This window comes from Pseudomonas sp. CCNWLW23, assembly GCF_037095675.1.
GTDB classification, from domain to species: domain Bacteria; phylum Pseudomonadota; class Gammaproteobacteria; order Pseudomonadales; family Pseudomonadaceae; genus Aquipseudomonas; species Aquipseudomonas atacamensis.
Map to the genome: position 1 here is coordinate 130,728 of NZ_JBAWKM010000011.1, position 17,739 is coordinate 148,466.

Consider the following 17,739-nt stretch of genomic DNA (forward strand, 5'->3'; position numbering starts at 1 on the left):
AGAAGACTCGAACTTCCACGACCGTAAGGTCACCAGCACCTGAAGCTGGCGTGTCTACCAATTTCACCACCTGGGCATCATCGAAAGCGCTTGTGCGTCGTCGATGGCGCGCACTATACGGAGCGCCTTTTTAACTGTAAACCCCTGCCGCAGAAAAAACTGAATTTTTTTACCAGCGGCGTTCAAAACGGTGTCCGAGCGTCGATACAAGGCCTTGCACAGCCTTATAGAAGCGGAAATTTCCCGTTTCCCGGCGCCTATGCCAAACTAACCCGCATATAGACAAGGTGAAAACTCTCTAATGGCCGATTGGCAGTCCCTCGATCCCGAGGCCGCTCGTGAAGCGGAAAAATACGAAAACCCTATTCCCAGCCGCGAACTGATCCTGGCGCACCTCGCCGATCGGGGTTCGCCTGCTGCCCGCGAGCAACTGGTCGAAGAGTTTGGTCTGACCACAGAAGACCAGATCGAGGCCCTGCGCCGCCGCTTGCGCGCCATGGAGCGCGACGCTCAACTGATCTACACCCGCCGTGGCACTTACGCGCCGGTCGACAAGCTCGACCTGATCCTCGGCCGCATCAGCGGTCACCGTGACGGTTTCGGCTTCTTGGTGCCGGACGACGGCAGCGACGACCTGTTCATGAGCCCGGCGCAAATGCGTCTGGTGTTCGACGGTGACCGTGCGCTGGCCCGGGTTTCCGGTCTCGACCGTCGTGGTCGCCGTGAAGGCGTGATCGTCGAGGTGGTGTCCCGCGCTCACGAAACCATCGTTGGTCGCTACTTCGAAGAAGGCGGCATCGGTTTCGTGGTTGCCGACAATCCGAAGATCCAGCAGGAAGTGCTGGTGACGCCGGGCCGCAACGCCAACGCGCAGATCGGTCAGTTCGTCGAAGTGAAAATCACCCACTGGCCAACGCCGCGCTTCCAGCCGCAAGGCGATGTGGTCGAAGTGGTCGGCAACTACATGGCGCCGGGCATGGAAATCGATGTTGCCCTGCGCACTTACGACATTCCGCACGTCTGGCCTGAAGCGGTTGTGAAAGAAGCTGCCAAGCTCAAGCCGGAAGTTGAAGAAAAAGACAAAGAAAAGCGCATCGACCTGCGTCATCTGCCGTTCGTCACCATTGACGGCGAAGATGCCCGCGACTTCGATGACGCGGTCTACTGCGAAGCCAAACCGGGCAAGCTGCGCCTGTTCTCCGGTGGCTGGAAGTTGTACGTGGCGATTGCCGACGTTTCCAGCTACGTGAAGATCGGCTCGGCGCTGGACAACGAAGCTCAGGTTCGCGGCAACTCGGTGTACTTCCCCGAGCGCGTGATTCCGATGCTGCCGGAGCAACTGTCCAACGGCCTGTGCTCGCTGAATCCTCAGGTTGATCGTCTGGCCATGGTTTGCGAGATGACCATCTCCAAGTCCGGCGAAATGACCGACTACTGCTTCTATGAGGCGGTGATCCATTCCCACGCCCGTCTGACCTACAACAAGGTCAGCGCGATGCTGGAAACGCCGAAGGCTACCGAAGCGCGCAAATTGCGTGGCGAGTACACCGACGTCGTGCCGCACCTCAAGCAGCTCTACGCGTTGTACAAGGTATTGCTGGCCGCCCGTCACGTACGTGGCGCGATCGATTTTGAAACCCAGGAAACCAGGATCATCTTCGGCTCCGAGCGCAAGATTGCCGAAATTCGTCCGACCGTGCGTAACGATGCGCACAAACTGATCGAGGAGTGCATGCTGGCCGCCAACGTGGCCACTGCCGAATTCCTCAAGAAGCACGAAATTCCTGCGCTGTATCGTGTTCACGCCGGTCCGCCGCCAGAGCGTCTGGAAAAACTGCGCGCGTTCCTCGGTGAGCTCGGCCTGTCCCTGCACAAAGGCAAGGACGGTCCGTCGCCGAAGGATTATCAGGCCCTGCTGGCGAGCATCAAGGATCGTCCGGATTTCCACCTGATCCAGACCGTCATGCTGCGTTCGTTGAGTCAAGCGGTGTACAGCGCTGAAAACGATGGCCACTTCGGCCTGAATTACGAAGCCTATACCCACTTCACCTCGCCGATCCGTCGCTACCCGGACCTACTGACGCACCGTGCGATCCGCAGTGTGATCCATTCGAAACAGGACACCCCGCACGTCCGTCGTGCCGGTGCGATGACCATTCCGAAAGCGCGCATCTATCCGTACGACGAAGCGGCGCTGGAGCAGCTCGGCGAGCAGTGCTCGATGAGTGAGCGCCGTGCCGACGAGGCGACCCGCGACGTGGTGAACTGGCTCAAGTGCGAGTTCATGAAGGATCGCGTGGGCGAGTCGTTCCCGGGCGTGATCACCGCAGTGACCGGTTTTGGTCTGTTCGTCGAGCTGACCGATATCTACGTCGAAGGCCTGGTGCATGTCACCGCGCTGCCGGGCGATTACTACCACTTCGATCCTGTGCACCACCGCTTGGCGGGCGAGCGCACCGGTCGCAGTTTCCGTCTTGGCGACACCGTTGAAGTACGCGTCATGCGCGTCGACCTAGACGAGCGCAAGATCGACTTCGAGATGGCCGAGAAAACCATCAGCGCGCCGATTGGTCGCAAAAAACGTGGCACCGAAACCGCTGCGCCTGCTGCCAAGGCTGCGGAAGAAAAGGCTCCAGCGAAAACCGCCAGCCGTCGTCCGGCCAAGGAAAAGGTCGCCGAAGCCTATCGCCCGAGCGACGCCGTGGCGAAAAACGCTGAGCTGCGCAAAAGCCGTGAATTGAAGAAGGCCTTGCTGGCCGATGCGAAAAACGGTGGTAAAGCGGCGTCCGGGGGAAAGACCGGACGGTCGGCGCCTGACAGGGCGACCGACGGCAAGCCAGCCAAGCCGAGCAAACACCGTAAGGGCCCGCCAAAAGCGGGTTCCGCTCCAGCCAAAAGTGGCGGGGCGCGTAAACCGAAGGCGAAGTCATGAGTCAGTTGGAAAAAATCTACGGCGTTCATGCGGTAGAAGCGTTGCTGCGTCACCACCCCAAACGCGTCAAGCAGATCTGGCTGGCGGAAAGCCGCAACGATCCGCGCGTGCAGACGCTGGTCGAGCTGGCCAATGAAAACCGTGTTCAGGTCGGCCAGGCGGAGCGTCGCGAAATGGACGCCTGGGTTGAAGGCGTGCACCAGGGCGTGGTCGCGGAAGTCAGCCCGAGTCAGGTCTGGGGCGAGGCCATGCTCGACGAGTTGCTTGATCGCACCGAAGGCGCGCCGCTGTTGCTGGTGCTCGACGGTGTGACCGATCCGCACAACCTCGGCGCCTGCCTGCGCTCGGCCGATGCGGCCGGTGCGCTGGCAGTGATCGTGCCGAAGGACAAGTCGGCCACGCTGACTCCGGTGGTGCGTAAAGTTGCCTGCGGCGCCGCGGAAGTGATTCCGCTGGTGGCCGTGACAAACCTGGCGCGCACTCTGGAAAAACTCCAGCAGCGCGGTTTGTGGGTAGTCGGCACCGCAGGTGAAGCCGAGGTCAGCATTTATGACCAGGACCTCACCGGCCCGACCATCCTGATCATGGGCGCCGAAGGCAAAGGCATGCGCCGCCTGACCCGCGAGCACTGCGACTATCTGGTGAATCTGCCGATGGCCGGCAGCGTCAGCAGCCTCAACGTGTCGGTCGCCACCGGCGTGTGCCTTTTCGAAGCCCAGCGCCAGCGCGGTGCGAAGGCCAAGGCCAGCGCTTCGCGCAAGCTATAAGCTGCAAGCTGCAAGCTGCAAGCCTCAAGTCAAAAGCGGTCCGCTTGCAGCTTGAGGCTTGTAGCTCATAGCTGCTGTTCAAATAATCACCAATTGCCTTGCGCCCCCGCAGTCCCTTCTCTACAATTGCGCCCCTTGCTGTGACGGCAGGCACGCATGTGCCCCGCGCCAGCAAGTCCATAAGTGTCATTCACTCCTTGTCTGACCGTTTTTGAGCGGCAGGCTACAACCCGTAAGGAGCATTCATGCGTCATTACGAAATCATCTTTCTGGTCCACCCGGATCAGAGCGAGCAAGTCGGCGGCATGGTTGAGCGTTACACCAAGCTGATCGAAGAAGACGGCGGCAAAATCCACCGTCTGGAAGACTGGGGCCGTCGTCAACTGGCCTACGCAATCAACAATGTTCACAAGGCTCACTACGTGATGCTGAACGTTGAGTGCACTGGCAAGGCTCTGGCCGAGCTGGAAGACAACTTCCGCTACAACGATGCAGTGATCCGTAACCTGGTCATCCGTCGCGACGAAGCCGTTACCGGCCAGTCCGAGATGCTCAAGGCTGAAGAAAACCGCAGTGAGCGCCGTGAGCGTCGCGACCGTCCTGAGCACGAAGGCGCCGAAGGCACCGACAGTGATGACAGCGACAACAGCGATAACGCTGACGAGTAATCCACGGACCTTATTAAGGAGCCTATCAAATGGCACGTTTCTTCCGTCGTCGTAAATTCTGCCGCTTCACCGCTGAAGACGTGAAAGAGATCGACTACAAAGATCTCAACACTCTGAAAGCCTACGTATCCGAGACCGGCAAAATCGTTCCAAGCCGCATCACCGGTACCAAAGCTCGTTATCAGCGTCAGCTGGCCACCGCTATCAAGCGCGCCCGCTTCCTGGCCCTGCTGGCCTACACCGACAGCCACGGCCGCTGAGACCGGGCAGTCGACAAGTAGCAAAGGATTGAATGCATGCGCGCCTTAGCTGAGTTCATCATGCGAGGCCGAATGCAGGCCACTCTCGTGGTGGCCGGATGTGCAACATTGCCGTTGTTGTATTGGTTGGGTGCTGCCGCCGGGAGCCTTGTGCTGCTGCGGCGCGGATTGACGGACGCCCTTGGCGTTCTGTCACTGGGACTGCTGCCGGCATTGATCTGGTGGCTGTATGCCGACGACCCACGGGCACTTCTGGTGCTGCTGGGGTCTTCGGGGCTTGCGTTGGTTTTGCGCGCAAGCGAATCCTGGGTCCGCACGCTGCTGGTCAGCGTAGTGATCGGAGTGGTGTTTTCAGTGGTGCTCGGGGTCGCGTTTGCGGCCCAGATCGAGATGCTTGCACAGGCCCTTATAAAGGTCATGCCGGCACTTCTTGGTGAGACCTACAAGCAATTGTCGGTCGATGAGCAAGCGCGTTTCGCGTCCCTGATTGCACCAGTCCTGACCGGACTGATTGCGGCCTTGTTGCAGATCGTCAGCGTGCTGAGCCTGATTGTCGGGCGGCATTGGCAGGCGTTGTTGTACAACCCGGGTGGTTTCGGTCGCGAGTTTCGCGCCATCCGCATCCCGCTGGGGCCGGCGATGTTACTGCTGGCGTTGATGCTTCTGGGCCCGAATCTCGGTGCACAGATGGCCATGTTGACGCCGTTGTGCAGTGTACCGCTGGTGTTCGCCGGGCTGGCCCTGATTCACGGGCTGGTCGGGCAGAAGCGACTGGCCGGTTTCTGGCTGGTGGGGTTGTACGTCACGCTGCTGTTGTTCATGCAGCTGATCTATCCGTTGCTCGTGGTTCTGGCCATTGTCGACAGCCTGATTGATTTTCGCGGTCGTCACGTGTCGAAAGACACCGACAGCGCGAACGGTGAAGGTTAAAAGTTAGAGGATTTTCACATGCAACTGATCCTTCTGGAAAAAATCGCCAACCTGGGCAACCTGGGCGACAAAGTAAACGTTAAGGCCGGTTACGGCCGTAACTACCTGCTGCCTTTCGGCAAGGCTACCGCTGCGACCGCTGCCAACCTGGCTGCGTTCGAAGAGCGTCGCGCCGAGCTGGAAAAAGCCGCCGCAGACCGTAAGGCATCGGCTGAAAGCCGTGCTGCCCAACTGGCCGAGCTGGAAGTGACCATCACTGCCACCGCTGGCGACGAAGGCAAGCTGTTCGGTTCGATCGGTACTCACGACATCGCTGACGCACTGACCGCTTCCGGCGTTGAAGTGCAGAAGAGCGAAGTTCGTCTGCCGAACGGCACCATCCGCAACGTGGGTGAATTCGACGTGGCCGTGCACCTGCACGCCGAAGTTGAAGCCACCGTACGCGTTGTCGTGGTAGCAGCTTAAGCAACACGGATCGGCTGGCGGCTTGTCCGTCAGACGGTTAACATCGGGCACGATCCTGTTTACAGGTCGTGCCCTTTGTCTTTCTGAATTCCCTGCTTTTCACTAATACTCAAGTGGCCATGAACGATATCTCCGCTCCCGAGCAATACGATCTGCAAACCGCTGCCCTGAAGGTGCCGCCGCATTCCATCGAGGCTGAACAGGCCGTACTCGGTGGTCTGATGCTGGACAACAACGCCTGGGAACGCGTGCTTGATCAAGTCTCCGATGGCGATTTCTATCGACATGACCACCGTCTGATTTTCCGCGCGATCGCCAAACTGGCCGATCAGAACTCGCCGATCGACGTCGTGACCCTTGCCGAACAACTGGATAAGGAAGGTCAGACGTCGCAAGTCGGCGGCCTCGGCTATCTTGGCGAACTGGCGAAAAACACCCCGTCCGTCGCCAACATCAAGGCCTATGCGCAGATCGTCCGCCAGCGTGCGACGTTGCGCCAATTGATCGGCATCAGCACCGAGATTGCCGACAGCGCCTTCAACCCGGAAGGTCGCACCGCTGAAGAAATCCTCGACGAAGCCGAACGGCAGATCTTCCAGATCGCCGAAGCGCGGCCGAAGACCGGCGGCCCGGTCGGCGTCAATGAGCTGCTGACCAAGGCCATCGACCGCATCGACACGTTGTTCAACACCGCCGACGCGATCACCGGTCTGTCTACGGGTTACACCGACCTCGATGAGAAGACCAGCGGCTTGCAGCCGTCCGACCTGATCATTGTCGCCGGCCGACCGTCGATGGGTAAGACCACCTTCGCGATGAACCTGGTGGAAAACGCCGTGTTGCGCAGCGAGAAGGCTGTCCTGGTTTACTCCCTCGAGATGCCAGGCGAATCGCTGATCATGCGTATGCTGTCTTCGCTCGGCCGAATCGATCAGACCAAGGTGCGTTCCGGCCAACTCGAAGACGACGACTGGCCGCGCCTGACATCGGCGGTCAATCTGCTCAACGACCGCAAACTGTTCATCGATGACACCGCCGGCATCAGCCCGTCGGAAATGCGCGCGCGAACCCGGCGTCTGGTGCGTGAGCACGGCGATGTCGGCCTGATCATGATCGACTACCTGCAACTGATGCAGATTCCCGGGTCCAGCGGTGACAACCGCACCAACGAGATTTCCGAGATCTCGCGATCCCTGAAAGCCCTGGCCAAGGAATTCAACTGTCCGGTAGTGGCGCTGTCGCAGCTCAACCGTTCCCTTGAACAGCGCCCGAACAAACGCCCGGTGAACTCCGACTTGCGGGAATCCGGAGCGATCGAGCAGGACGCCGACGTGATCATGTTCGTTTACCGCGACGAGGTGTATCACCCGGAAACCGAGCACAAGGGCATCGCCGAAATCATCATCGGCAAGCAGCGTAACGGCCCGATCGGTTTCATTCGGCTGGCGTTCATCGGTAAATACACGCGCTTCGAAAACCTCGCACCAGGCAGTTACAACTTCGACGACGACGAATGACAGCAGGCCGGATCATCCGGCTGCTGTCTTGGCCTGCTTCAATCGGCCGAAACTGCCGTCTCGCTGCTGGCAGGCTTTTCAACTGCCTCACCGGGGCGAATTTCCTCGCGCGTCAGTGACTGGATCAGCGTCGCTTCGATAATGGCCAACTGTGCAGTGACGTCATTGGTTTGCGCGTCGTATTCGGCCTGGGTCAGTACTTTTTTCGCGAATTGCTCGTCCAGTGCCGCCTGTCTCTGTTGATAAGGCTGACGTGCGGCGTCGAACCGGGACGGATATTTGTGCGTGATGAAGTCCTGCCAGAATTCCATCGACACCAGAGCCTGAAACTCTTCGGGAGAGCCGTTCAAGGCGATGACTTTACGGTAGGCGACTTCCAGCATGGGCGGTGTGACGCCGGCCATGCCGATAAAGGACAGCGTCTGCGGCTGAAACGGCAACTGCAGCCGATCCTTGAGGCCAAAGCGGTAGGCCATGGTCATTTCATGCGGGTCGCTCAGGCGCAGGCGCTGGGTATTGCGCTCACGCGCTGGAGCCTGTGGATCGTTGGCGATTGTCCTGCTCGCAGCGATATCTGCTGCGGCCAGTTCATCGACCTGCCTTAGCCTGAACAGACTTCTGGACAGATCCACCAGGCGAGTGCCATCCCCGTCTTGCCTTGCCTGCACTCTGGCCGTATGCGTCATGGTCAGCACTTGCAGGTCAGTAAACGTGGCGGCGGCAAGGTCAGTGCAGCCGGCTTCGCAGGCGCGATCGAAAACATCTCTGCGCAGAGCGCGTGATTGCACGTTGTTCTCGCTGATGGCATCGACCACGTCCCAGACCTGCCGACGGAAATCGGCGTGGTGGCCGAGTCTGGAAATGATGTTGAAAAAGCCATCCGAGCCGTCCTGTGCTTTCAGTCTGTCCAGCTGCGCGGTGCGTTTCGTCGCCTCGGTTGCCGTCATACCGACGGTCAACTGCGGATAGGCCGACGCCGCGTTCATTAGCGCCGGCTGTGGGCGGGCTGCCGGGGCAGAAGTGGTCAGCAGGTTCAGAGGATTGTAAAGCGATGTTGCGGAGTGGCGCAGCCGCTCACTGTAGCCGGCCAGGCGTTCTCGGGTGTATTCGTTCAGGGGGTTATCGCTTATCTGAGTGCCGCTGTTGACCTGAATCGAATGCCTCAGGCGATCCGCTGCCGGTGCGACGACAAAGCTGGGCAGGTTCGTGATCCGGTTGTTGTTCAGAAGTATCCTGCCCAACAGGGGCTGATCGAACAGTCCGGCTGGCCAGCTTCCGATGCCGGTGTTTGACATGTCGACTTCGCGGATATCAGTGATCGCGCTGAAATCCGGGCTCACGTTCAAGTGCGGGTTGTCGTGTATCCACAAGGCCCTCAAGGTCGTTCTACCGGCCAGTATCTGCGCGGTCTCGGCGGTGAGTTCGAGTTGATTCCCCTGCAGGAACAGACGGGTCATCCCGTGCATTTCGCCGATGGCCGGCGGGAGATCCCTGAGACGATTGTTGGCCATGTTCAGCCAGCGCAAATGGCGGAAGCGGGTCAGAAAACCTTCCGGGGATTCGGTGAGATTCATGTTGTTGAGTTTGAGCGAGCCGACATGGCTGAAATCGGTGTTCAGATCCGGCAGGGTCGGCAACGTGAGGCCGCTCAAATCCAGCTCCAGACCTATCGGCGTGCCGTCGAAGGCGTGTTTCTGCGGCGTTTCACGTCGCCAGCAACTGATGATCCGATCCCGTGCCTCGATGCGCTCATTGCGGGTTTGGGTGTTGATCTGCAACTGATTGACGCGGATATAGCGCAGAGGATTGCTGCCTCCTGAAAAAACCCAGTTATCCAGCTGGTTTTTCAACACGGCGAAATCCTGTTCGAGCTCCAACAGCCTGGTCGCGACAGTGGCCTTGTCATGGTTCCAGATAAACTCCCGGCATTCCTTGATGCTTTTGCTCGGAAACAGTTTTCGGTAGCGCTGCGCGCGCGAGTTCTCACTGTCGAATACAGCGGGGTGGGCCGGAGTCATCAACTGCGGATGCAGTTCGTTGAGTTTTCGCCAGTAGCGATCGAACTTCCTCCAGTAAGGCGAAGGGAAGTCATTGCCTTCAAGCAGCGTGTGGTTGTTGATCCGCGCGACCACAGCCAATTGATCGGCTGGCGGGTTGATGTGTGCGTCGGGGACTTCGCGCAGTTTATTGTTGCTGAGGTCGAGGCCGGTCAAGGTGATCTTGTCAGCCAGGCCGATGGGCCACTCACTGATGCCGGTGTTCTTCAGGCCCAGTGTCTGCAGCCCGGACATCGCACTGAAATCGGGCAGCATCTGGAGTGGGTTGTTCGACAGGTCGATGCTGACCAACTGATGCAATGCACTCAATGCACCAGCGCTGTTCTCATCGAGTTTTATCTGGTTTGAGGTCAGATTCAGGTGGGTGAGCCGGCTCATCGCGCTGATCTCTGCGGGCAATTTTTCCAGACCGCAATGGCTGATCGTCAAGTTCTCCAGATTCGGCAACCGCGACAGGAACGTGTCGGCAGTGTCGGACCAGACGACGCTATCAAGAGTGAGCAACGTCAACCGACTGAAGTCGGCAGTCAGTGGCGGTAGCGGTCCTTTCAGTGGTGGCAGCGCAAGGTGCGGCGATTGCTGGAGCCAGCAGTCCTTGATGATCCGGGCAATGTGTTCTGCCCGAGCCTTTTCCCGGCCGGCCACGCTGGATGTTCCCGGCTGGCTGTCGGCGACGTAGGCCAGCAGTTGCGCATCGAGCGCCTTGAACTCTGCGAAACGCTGGCTGATCGTGGCTTCTGCACTGTCCCCCAGGCCAATCAGGTATTCCCGGGCGGTTTGTGGCGTTTTGTCCGGATACATCTGCAGCAGCATGGCGACTTCAGGGATGTCGCCATCAATCCGGAATGCACCTGTGCGTGCGCTGGTGATCAGTGCCGGATATTCCGCCGTAACCCGCTGCCAGTAGACTTCCAGCCGCCGCCAATAGCCGCTGGCAAAGGGGTTGCCTTCGATCAGGGTGATGCGGTTGATGTTGGCTATGGCGAGCAATTGATCACTCGCCGGGCTGATGACTGTCTGCGGAATTTCACGCAATCGGTTATTGCGCAGATCGAGCGACTCCATCGCCAATTGATGCTGCAATCCGGTTGGCCAGTCATCCAGTTGTGCATTGCGCAGACCCACGGACTTGAGCTCAGGCATGCCGCTGAAATCCGGGGCCTTGCCCAGCGGGTTGTCCGACAGGTCGAGTTTTTCCAGTTGGCTGAGCGAAGCCAGCTCGCTGGCGGTCTGGTCGCTCAGTTCAATGTGGTTCGCTCGCAGGTCCAACTCCTTGAGGGCTGGCATTTGCGCAAGGTTCGCCGGCGGCCTGGCGAGCGCCGAGGCATTGATTTTCAGACGCTCCAGGGCAGTGAACCCCTTGAGGAAGTTTTCGCCCCCCTCCGACCAGGCGACCGCCTGCAAGTGCAGCGTGCGGACATGGCTGAAATCTGCGGACAGCGGAACAATGCCTGCGTCGCCAAGATCCAGTTGCAACGTTGTTCCTGTCTGACGTTTCCAGCAGCGCTTGATCTCTTGCGCGGCGCGCTCCACCGAGGGATTGGTCGCCCCGCCGGCCAGCTCACTGGTTTTCAACCAGGTCGCCAGCTCCAGCTTCAGGGTCTTGTATTCATTCTCGAGGCGCGTCAAAAAGCTTGGTACATCGTCACCCTGGGTGCGCAACAGCGTGCGGATTTGCTCGCTGTCCAGAGATGGATAGAGTTTTCGCAGTCGCGACTGGGGCGTTCGCAGTCGATTGACCGCGGCATTGAGCCGCTCGCGCAGCCCCGGTGAAGCAGGTTGGTCGGCACTGCCGCGCTGCATCCCGCCGGCCCCGCCGACCACGATGCCCTGCCAGCCCTGATCGGCATCGAATACGACAGGCTCTGATCTGCCCGGGCGCGTAGCGCTGTAGATGTTGTCGACGTCAGCGGCGACAGGATCTTCAGGGCGGACGATGCGCATCACCTCGGTCAGAGGCGTCGAAGCATCGTGATCGTGCAGGACCTGATAGCTGTGATTGTCGATCACTGCGTAGAGTTTGCCGTCATGGTGGTACAGCCCATCGCTGTCGCGTGAGCTATGGCTGAAGTCGAGCGGAGTGCGAAACGCTTGCAGGCGTGTCACCGATAAAGCGAAGGTGCTCGGTGGCGAGAACTCCAGCGCATGCCACCTGCCACTCTCCGGATCGTGCAGCATCAGCGGTCCGGAGGGCTTCGATTCGCTCGCCAACCCGGCGCGCCAGAGGCCGCTCGGCGAATCCTTGCTCACCTGCACGAAACCGCCGTCGGCCATTTCCACGTAGTGACGACCCTTGAATGTCCTCAGGCCTTCGGCGTTGGCGTCAGGCAAGCCGGTTGCGACAGCGAGGCGGTAATGCTCGACGGGGTGGCCTGTGTTGACCATGGTTTGCAGCGCTGATGCAGCCGCATGCACTGTGACATTCGGCGCCGGGATGATCGCATCAGGATCGTTGCTGTCCGTGCGCCGGTTCGCGCGGATTGGCGGGCCGCTCAACGCGGTTGGGTCAAGACTGGGGCGCGGCGTGAGGAGGGGACGCTGCGGGATGGCATCGGCGGATGTATCCGGTCGAAGATGAAAATTACCGGGGGGAGCAACTGGGTGCGGCGTTTTGCTGCGCATGTCTTACGTTCCTTGTAGTGATTGAGCGGTCGCGTCCGCAACGGACGCTGCCGGCCGGTTCGGCGTCATGCCTGATGATGTGTCTCGGGATGGAAAGAGGTGGCGGCGAGGTCGAAAATTTTCTGCGCTGCGTGGCCATCGAGGGCGGCGCGCCAGATAGGTCTGTGTGGCCGCTGCGCCAGTTCTTCCCGGCGCTGCGAACGCACACCCATGCGGCTTTGCTCAAGGGTTTTCAGGTGCCCGCCGGAAACATTGAAGTTGAGATCGGGCGTATCCGGTTTCGCGTAATGAAAGTGCGCGTGCCAGAGGGGGTCGTAGGTGTGCGCGTCAGTCAGTAGATAGACGTCGATAAAGTCTCGATTCTGCCCCTTGCCGCGTTTCAACCGGGTCTCGATTTTCTGCGCACGCACTTCGCCCTTGTCGATCAGATACAACAATCGGTCGGGGCTCAGAAAATGTTTGTCCTTGTAGATCCGGACACGAATGTTTTCGCCCTCGCTGCGCAGGCGTTCACTGGTGTCCTGCAGGCGTTGGATCAGCGCATCTGTTTCGCCATCGGTGGGCTCCTGTCGCCGAAGCTGGAGTGCGATCTCATCCATTGCCCCGGCCTTGCGCTCAAGCATCTCGACAATGTTGTCCGGATGGTTTTTGCGCGACTCTTCGCGCCGGGCTTCGCGCACATGTGCGTCGGTTTGCTCAAGGTGCTGATTGGCTCTGAGAGTCAGGTCGGGCAGGTTTGTGTCCTGCGTTGCGCGGACGGGGTGCCACTCACCAGCCCTTTGTTCATAGGTCTGCACTGGCTGTTGCGGGTCGTGCAGACTGCGTACATCGATGACTTCTTCGTTGTGCGCGGTACGTCGGGACTCGCCGACATGGATCTTGTAAATACCGTGTTTCTTTGCCTTGAAAATGCGCTTGGGTGGCGGTTGGAAGCCGGATCTGTCCTGCTCCGGAACATACTCGAAATCAATGGCCTGATCGTTGATCGGCAGCGCCGGGAGATCAGGCTGGCGTTGATATTGGAACAGGCGATGAGTCAGCGTCTCTTCGAATATTTTCAGCTCCGCGGTGATAGCCGTGCGTGACGTTGCGTGCTGCTCATCGGGTGCCAGATCAAGGCGCTCGTACCAGTAGCGAAGGGCTGTGCATTCCTGGAGCAGATCACGCAATATCGCAGGGTGCGAAGTCTCCGGAATTTTACCCAGCGCTCCATACACGAAAGTTACCTGACCAAATCTGGTCGCCAGTTCGGAGGCCTGAGGGTAGTTTCCGCCTGATTGATGGTCGTCCAGCATCAGGCTTTTGGCCAATACCCACGAAGCCACGACGTCGTGAGTGTCCATTGGTGTCAGAGCGTATGCACTGAATTCGTCCGGCGCGACCCGCCATGTGTTCACCAGATTGTCGGCAATGTGCTGGCGCTCTCGCATATGACCGAGAATTTTCCCCAGGACGTTGACTGTTCGCGGGAGCCTGTCGATGTCGATCAGTGGCCCTCCCAGCGCATGGCGGGTCAAGCCGCATTCGACCAATTGATCGTAAAAGCTCATTTGGATCTTGTGCATCGCAATCATTTTTTTGTCGTAGTCTTCCTTCTTCATGAAGTGCCGTACCGCGGGTTTTTGCTGCTTATGGAATTTTATTGCTTTTGCAAGGGACCTCAGCGCCTGGTGGCTGTGTAATTCACGATCAAGCAGCGCCATCGCTTCGCGCTTGACCGCGCCTGAGCGCTCGCCCCCCGCTTCCCTGATGCTGCGCCACACCTCCTTCAGGTGTTCACTTTTAGCGGTGTCCTGCTCGATTCGCTTGTTGAAGTGGCCAAGTCTGATTCCGACTTCCACCCGCTGCCATAGCTCTGAGGGCGCCACTCCTGTCCCTCTCTGCATCCCGGCTGCCCCCGTTACACTGGTCCCTCGCCAGCCGTAGCGAGCGTCGAAAATGATCGGTTCCGACCTGCCTGGACGGGATGCGACGTAAACATTCGTGGCATCGCTGGCGATGGGATCGTCGGGGCGAACGATGCGCATGACCGCCCTCTGCGGCGCTGATGCATCAAGATCATGCAAGACCTGATAGGCCTGATTCTCGATCTGCACATAGAGTTTGCCGTTGAAGCGCAACAGGCCATCGCCGCCCGGCTCGGTCGTGCTGAAATCCAGATCGGTGCGAAACGCCTCGAGCCGGCTCTGGGATAGCGGGTAGGTCGATGGCGCCCAAGTATCGACGGGTTGCCAGAGACGGCTCTCGGCATCGAACTGCAACAGCGGACCGGACGGGTGCAATTCGCTGGGCAATTTCGCCCGGTAAAGACCGCTGGCGGGGTCCAGACCGACCTGCACGGTGCCACCCTCAGGCACTTGGACATACTGACGTCCCTTAAGCGTCGAAATGCCTTCGGCATTGGCTGACGGCAACACGACCAGCGAAGTGATCCAGTAATCTCCCAAGGGCCGCTGATGCACAACTGCAGCCGATTCGGCGGCCGCTGTCGTGCTGACCGTTGCCCGCGCAGGCACGGAGGTAATGCGGTTGAGCCCGTGATCGATCGATGTCGATACCGTTGTGAGAGTCGGGCGTGTAGGAATTCTGTGCCCCGGTCCGCCATCGGAAAGCGCCGTGAAACCAGGCCGGGTGATCGAATAATCGGGTCGCGGGTTATGAACCGAGACGGTCGTGATGCCTCTGGTTGGTGGTTTGGGTGCCATTGCCTGTCTTCCTTTTCGTTTAATGCCCCGCTGCTCTTGGGAGTGCGACGGGCGGGCGGCTTCCTTGCCGTTTCGTGCGTCGTGCGTTCAACAAAAACGCGTAATGTGTGGCGGGTTGGCGGCGCGAGAGCAGCGCACAGAGAAACCGACCACCGTCGTCGGAATTGGTCAAAATTTGTGCTATATTCCGCGCCCGCGATTTTTCACTTCAACACCGGTCGTCGACATGCAAGCAGCCAAGCCGTTATTTGACTATCCAAAATATTGGGCCGAATGTTTCGGGCCAGCGCCATTCCTGCCGATGAGCAGGGAGGAGATGGATCAGCTCGGCTGGGATTCGTGCGACATCATCATTGTTACCGGTGATGCCTACGTCGATCATCCGTCGTTCGGCATGGCGATCATCGGCCGGCTGCTGGAGTCGCAAGGCTTCCGCGTCGGGATCATCGCGCAGCCGAACTGGCAGTCCAAAGACGACTTCATGAAGCTCGGCGAGCCGAACCTGTTCTTCGGCGTCGCGGCGGGCAACATGGACTCGATGATCAACCGCTACACCGCGGACAAGAAAATCCGTTCCGATGACGCGTACACGCCCGGCGGCATGGCCGGCAAGCGTCCGGATCGCGCCAGCCTGGTTTACAGCCAGCGCTGCAAGGAAGCCTACAAGCACGTGCCGATCGTGCTCGGCGGCATCGAAGCCTCGCTGCGCCGCATCGCCCACTACGACTATTGGCAGGATCGCGTGCGCAACTCGATCCTGATCGACGCCAGCGCCGACATTCTTCTTTACGGCAACGCCGAGCGCGCGATTGTCGAAGTCGCCCAGCGCCTGTCGTGGGGCCACAAGATCGAAGACATCACCGATGTGCGCGGCACCGCGTTCATCCGTCGCGACACGCCGCAGGGCTGGTACGAAGTCGACTCGACGCGCATCGACCGTCCGGGCAAGGTCGACAAGATCATCAACCCGTACGTGAATACCCAGGACACTCAGGCCTGCGCCATCGAGCAGGAAAAAGGCCCGGTCGAAGATCCGCAGGAAGCCAAGGTCGTGCAGATCCTGGCCAGCCCGCGCATGACCCGCGACAAGACCGTGATCCGCCTGCCGTCGATGGAGAAGGTGCGTAACGACCCGGTTTTGTACGCCCACGCCAACCGCGTGTTGCACCTGGAAACCAACCCGGGCAACGCCCGTGCGCTGGTGCAGAAGCATGGCGAGCTCGATGTCTGGTTCAACCCGCCGCCGATTCCGATGACCACTGAAGAAATGGACTACGTGTTCGGCATGCCTTACGCCCGTGTGCCGCACCCGGCGTACGGCAAGGAGAAGATCCCGGCGTACGACATGATCCGTTTCTCGGTGAACATCATGCGTGGCTGCTTTGGTGGCTGCACCTTCTGCTCGATCACCGAGCACGAAGGCCGCATCATCCAGAACCGTTCCGAAGAGTCGATCATTCGCGAAATCGAAGAGATCCGCGACAAGGTCCCAGGCTTCACCGGGGTCATTTCCGACCTCGGCGGCCCGACTGCGAACATGTACCGCATCGCCTGCAAGAGCCCGGAAATCGAATCCGCCTGCCGCAAGCCGTCGTGCGTGTTCCCCGGTATCTGCCCGAACCTGAACACCGACCACTCGTCGCTGATTCAGCTGTATCGCAGCGCCCGTGCCCTGCCGGGTGTGAAGAAGATTCTGATCGCTTCCGGCCTGCGCTACGACCTCGCCGTCGAGTCGCCGGAGTACGTCAAGGAGCTGGTGACCCACCACGTCGGCGGTTACCTGAAGATCGCTCCGGAGCACACCGAGGAAGGTCCGCTCAACCAGATGATGAAGCCGGGCATCGGCAGCTATGACAAGTTCAAGCGCATGTTCGAGAAGTACACCAAGGAAGCGGGCAAGGAGCAGTACCTGATTCCGTACTTCATCGCCGCCCACCCGGGCACCACCGACGAAGACATGATGAACCTCGCCCTGTGGCTCAAGGGCAATGGCTTCCGCGCCGACCAGGTGCAGGCGTTCTACCCGTCGCCGATGGCCACCGCTACGGCGATGTACCACTCGGGCAAGAACCCGCTGCGCAAGGTGACGTACAAGAGCGACGGCGTGACCATCGTCAAGAGCGAAGATCAGCGTCGTCTGCACAAGGCGTTCCTGCGTTATCACGACCCGAAAGGCTGGCCGATGCTGCGTGAAGCGCTGATCCGCATGGGCCGCGCCGATCTGATCGGGCCGGGCAAGGATCAGTTGATCCCGGCGCATCAGCCGGCCACCGACAGCTACCAGAGCGCCCGTCGCAAGAACTCGACGCCGGCCGGCAGCCACAAGGTCGCCAAAGAGAAGACCACCAAGATTCTCACCCAGCACACCGGTCTGCCGCCGCGTGCCAGTGATGGCGGTAATCCGTGGGACAAGCGTGAACAGGCCAAGGCTGCGGCATTCGCCCGCAACCAGCAGGCGGCCAAGGAACGCAAGGATGCGGCCAAAGGCAAAGGGCCGAAGCCGACACGCAAGCCGGTCGTGCCGCGCTAAACACTGCTTGAGCTGAACAGAACGCCAACCTTCGGGTTGGCGTTTTGCTGATCGTTCCCACGCTCCGCGTGGGAATGCCTCTCGGGACGCTCCGCGTTCCAGCCGTTACTCGCAGTATTGTCGAACATGGTTGTGACGCGGAGCGTCACGGGCTGCATTCCCACGCAGAGCGTGGGAACGATCAAGTTGTTGCCGCTGGCCTCTTCGCGAGCAGGCTCGCTCCCACAGGGGAACGCATTGCACATGTGGGAGCGAGCCTGCTCGCGAAAGCGTCCGATCAAACACC

The 17,739-nt window shown here is 59.9% G+C and carries 10 protein-coding genes; 8 read left to right on the forward strand and 2 right to left on the reverse strand.

Annotation, left to right across the window (positions count from 1 at the left end):
- The first annotated feature begins 301 nt into the window (after positions 1–301).
- From rnr to dnaB, 7 genes are all read left to right on the forward strand, one after another.
- Positions 302–2,932, forward strand: a complete 2,631-nt coding sequence (rnr, locus tag V8J63_RS15725) for a ribonuclease R (protein ID WP_122610363.1) — start codon at positions 302–304, stop codon at positions 2,930–2,932.
- Positions 2,929–3,699 (forward strand): 23S rRNA (guanosine(2251)-2'-O)-methyltransferase RlmB, encoded by a 771-nt coding sequence (gene rlmB, locus V8J63_RS15730; RefSeq protein ID WP_039756866.1) that lies wholly within the window; start codon positions 2,929–2,931, stop codon positions 3,697–3,699. The genes rnr and rlmB overlap by 4 nt, the downstream gene beginning before the upstream one ends.
- A gap of 245 nt (positions 3,700–3,944) precedes the next feature.
- Complete coding sequence (gene rpsF, locus V8J63_RS15735; protein ID WP_016771938.1) at positions 3,945–4,367, forward strand: 30S ribosomal protein S6; 423 nt, start codon at positions 3,945–3,947, stop codon at positions 4,365–4,367.
- 29 nt (positions 4,368–4,396) lie between these two features.
- Positions 4,397–4,627, forward strand: a complete 231-nt coding sequence (rpsR, locus tag V8J63_RS15740; RefSeq protein ID WP_002551829.1) for a 30S ribosomal protein S18 — start codon at positions 4,397–4,399, stop codon at positions 4,625–4,627.
- Positions 4,628–4,663: 36 nt separating this feature from the next.
- On the forward strand, positions 4,664–5,557 hold the full coding sequence (locus V8J63_RS15745) for a hypothetical protein (protein ID WP_016771937.1): 894 nt from the start codon (positions 4,664–4,666) through the stop codon (positions 5,555–5,557).
- Between the two features lie 18 nt (positions 5,558–5,575).
- Positions 5,576–6,022, forward strand: coding sequence for a 50S ribosomal protein L9 (gene rplI / locus V8J63_RS15750; protein WP_003221136.1), 447 nt, complete (start codon positions 5,576–5,578; stop codon positions 6,020–6,022).
- Positions 6,023–6,141: 119 nt separating this feature from the next.
- Complete coding sequence (gene dnaB, locus V8J63_RS15755; protein WP_016771936.1) at positions 6,142–7,539, forward strand: replicative DNA helicase; 1,398 nt, start codon at positions 6,142–6,144, stop codon at positions 7,537–7,539.
- A 38-nt stretch (positions 7,540–7,577) separates the two neighbouring features.
- Here dnaB and V8J63_RS15760 read toward each other — a convergent pair whose 3' ends face one another.
- Together V8J63_RS15760 and V8J63_RS15765 are read right to left on the reverse strand one after the other, a co-directional pair.
- Positions 7,578–12,092, reverse strand: coding sequence for an NEL-type E3 ubiquitin ligase domain-containing protein (locus V8J63_RS15760; RefSeq protein WP_336464303.1), 4,515 nt, complete (start codon positions 12,090–12,092; stop codon positions 7,578–7,580).
- Positions 12,093–12,283: 191 nt separating this feature from the next.
- Positions 12,284–14,923, reverse strand: a complete 2,640-nt coding sequence (locus V8J63_RS15765; RefSeq protein WP_336464304.1) for a hypothetical protein — start codon at positions 14,921–14,923, stop codon at positions 12,284–12,286.
- Positions 14,924–15,149: 226 nt separating this feature from the next.
- Here V8J63_RS15765 and V8J63_RS15770 point away from each other — a divergent pair, with 226 nt between their 5' ends.
- A complete protein-coding gene (locus V8J63_RS15770) occupies positions 15,150–17,453 on the forward strand; it encodes a YgiQ family radical SAM protein (RefSeq protein ID WP_016771932.1) in 2,304 nt (767 codons plus the stop codon).
- Positions 17,454–17,739: the final 286 nt, after the last annotated feature.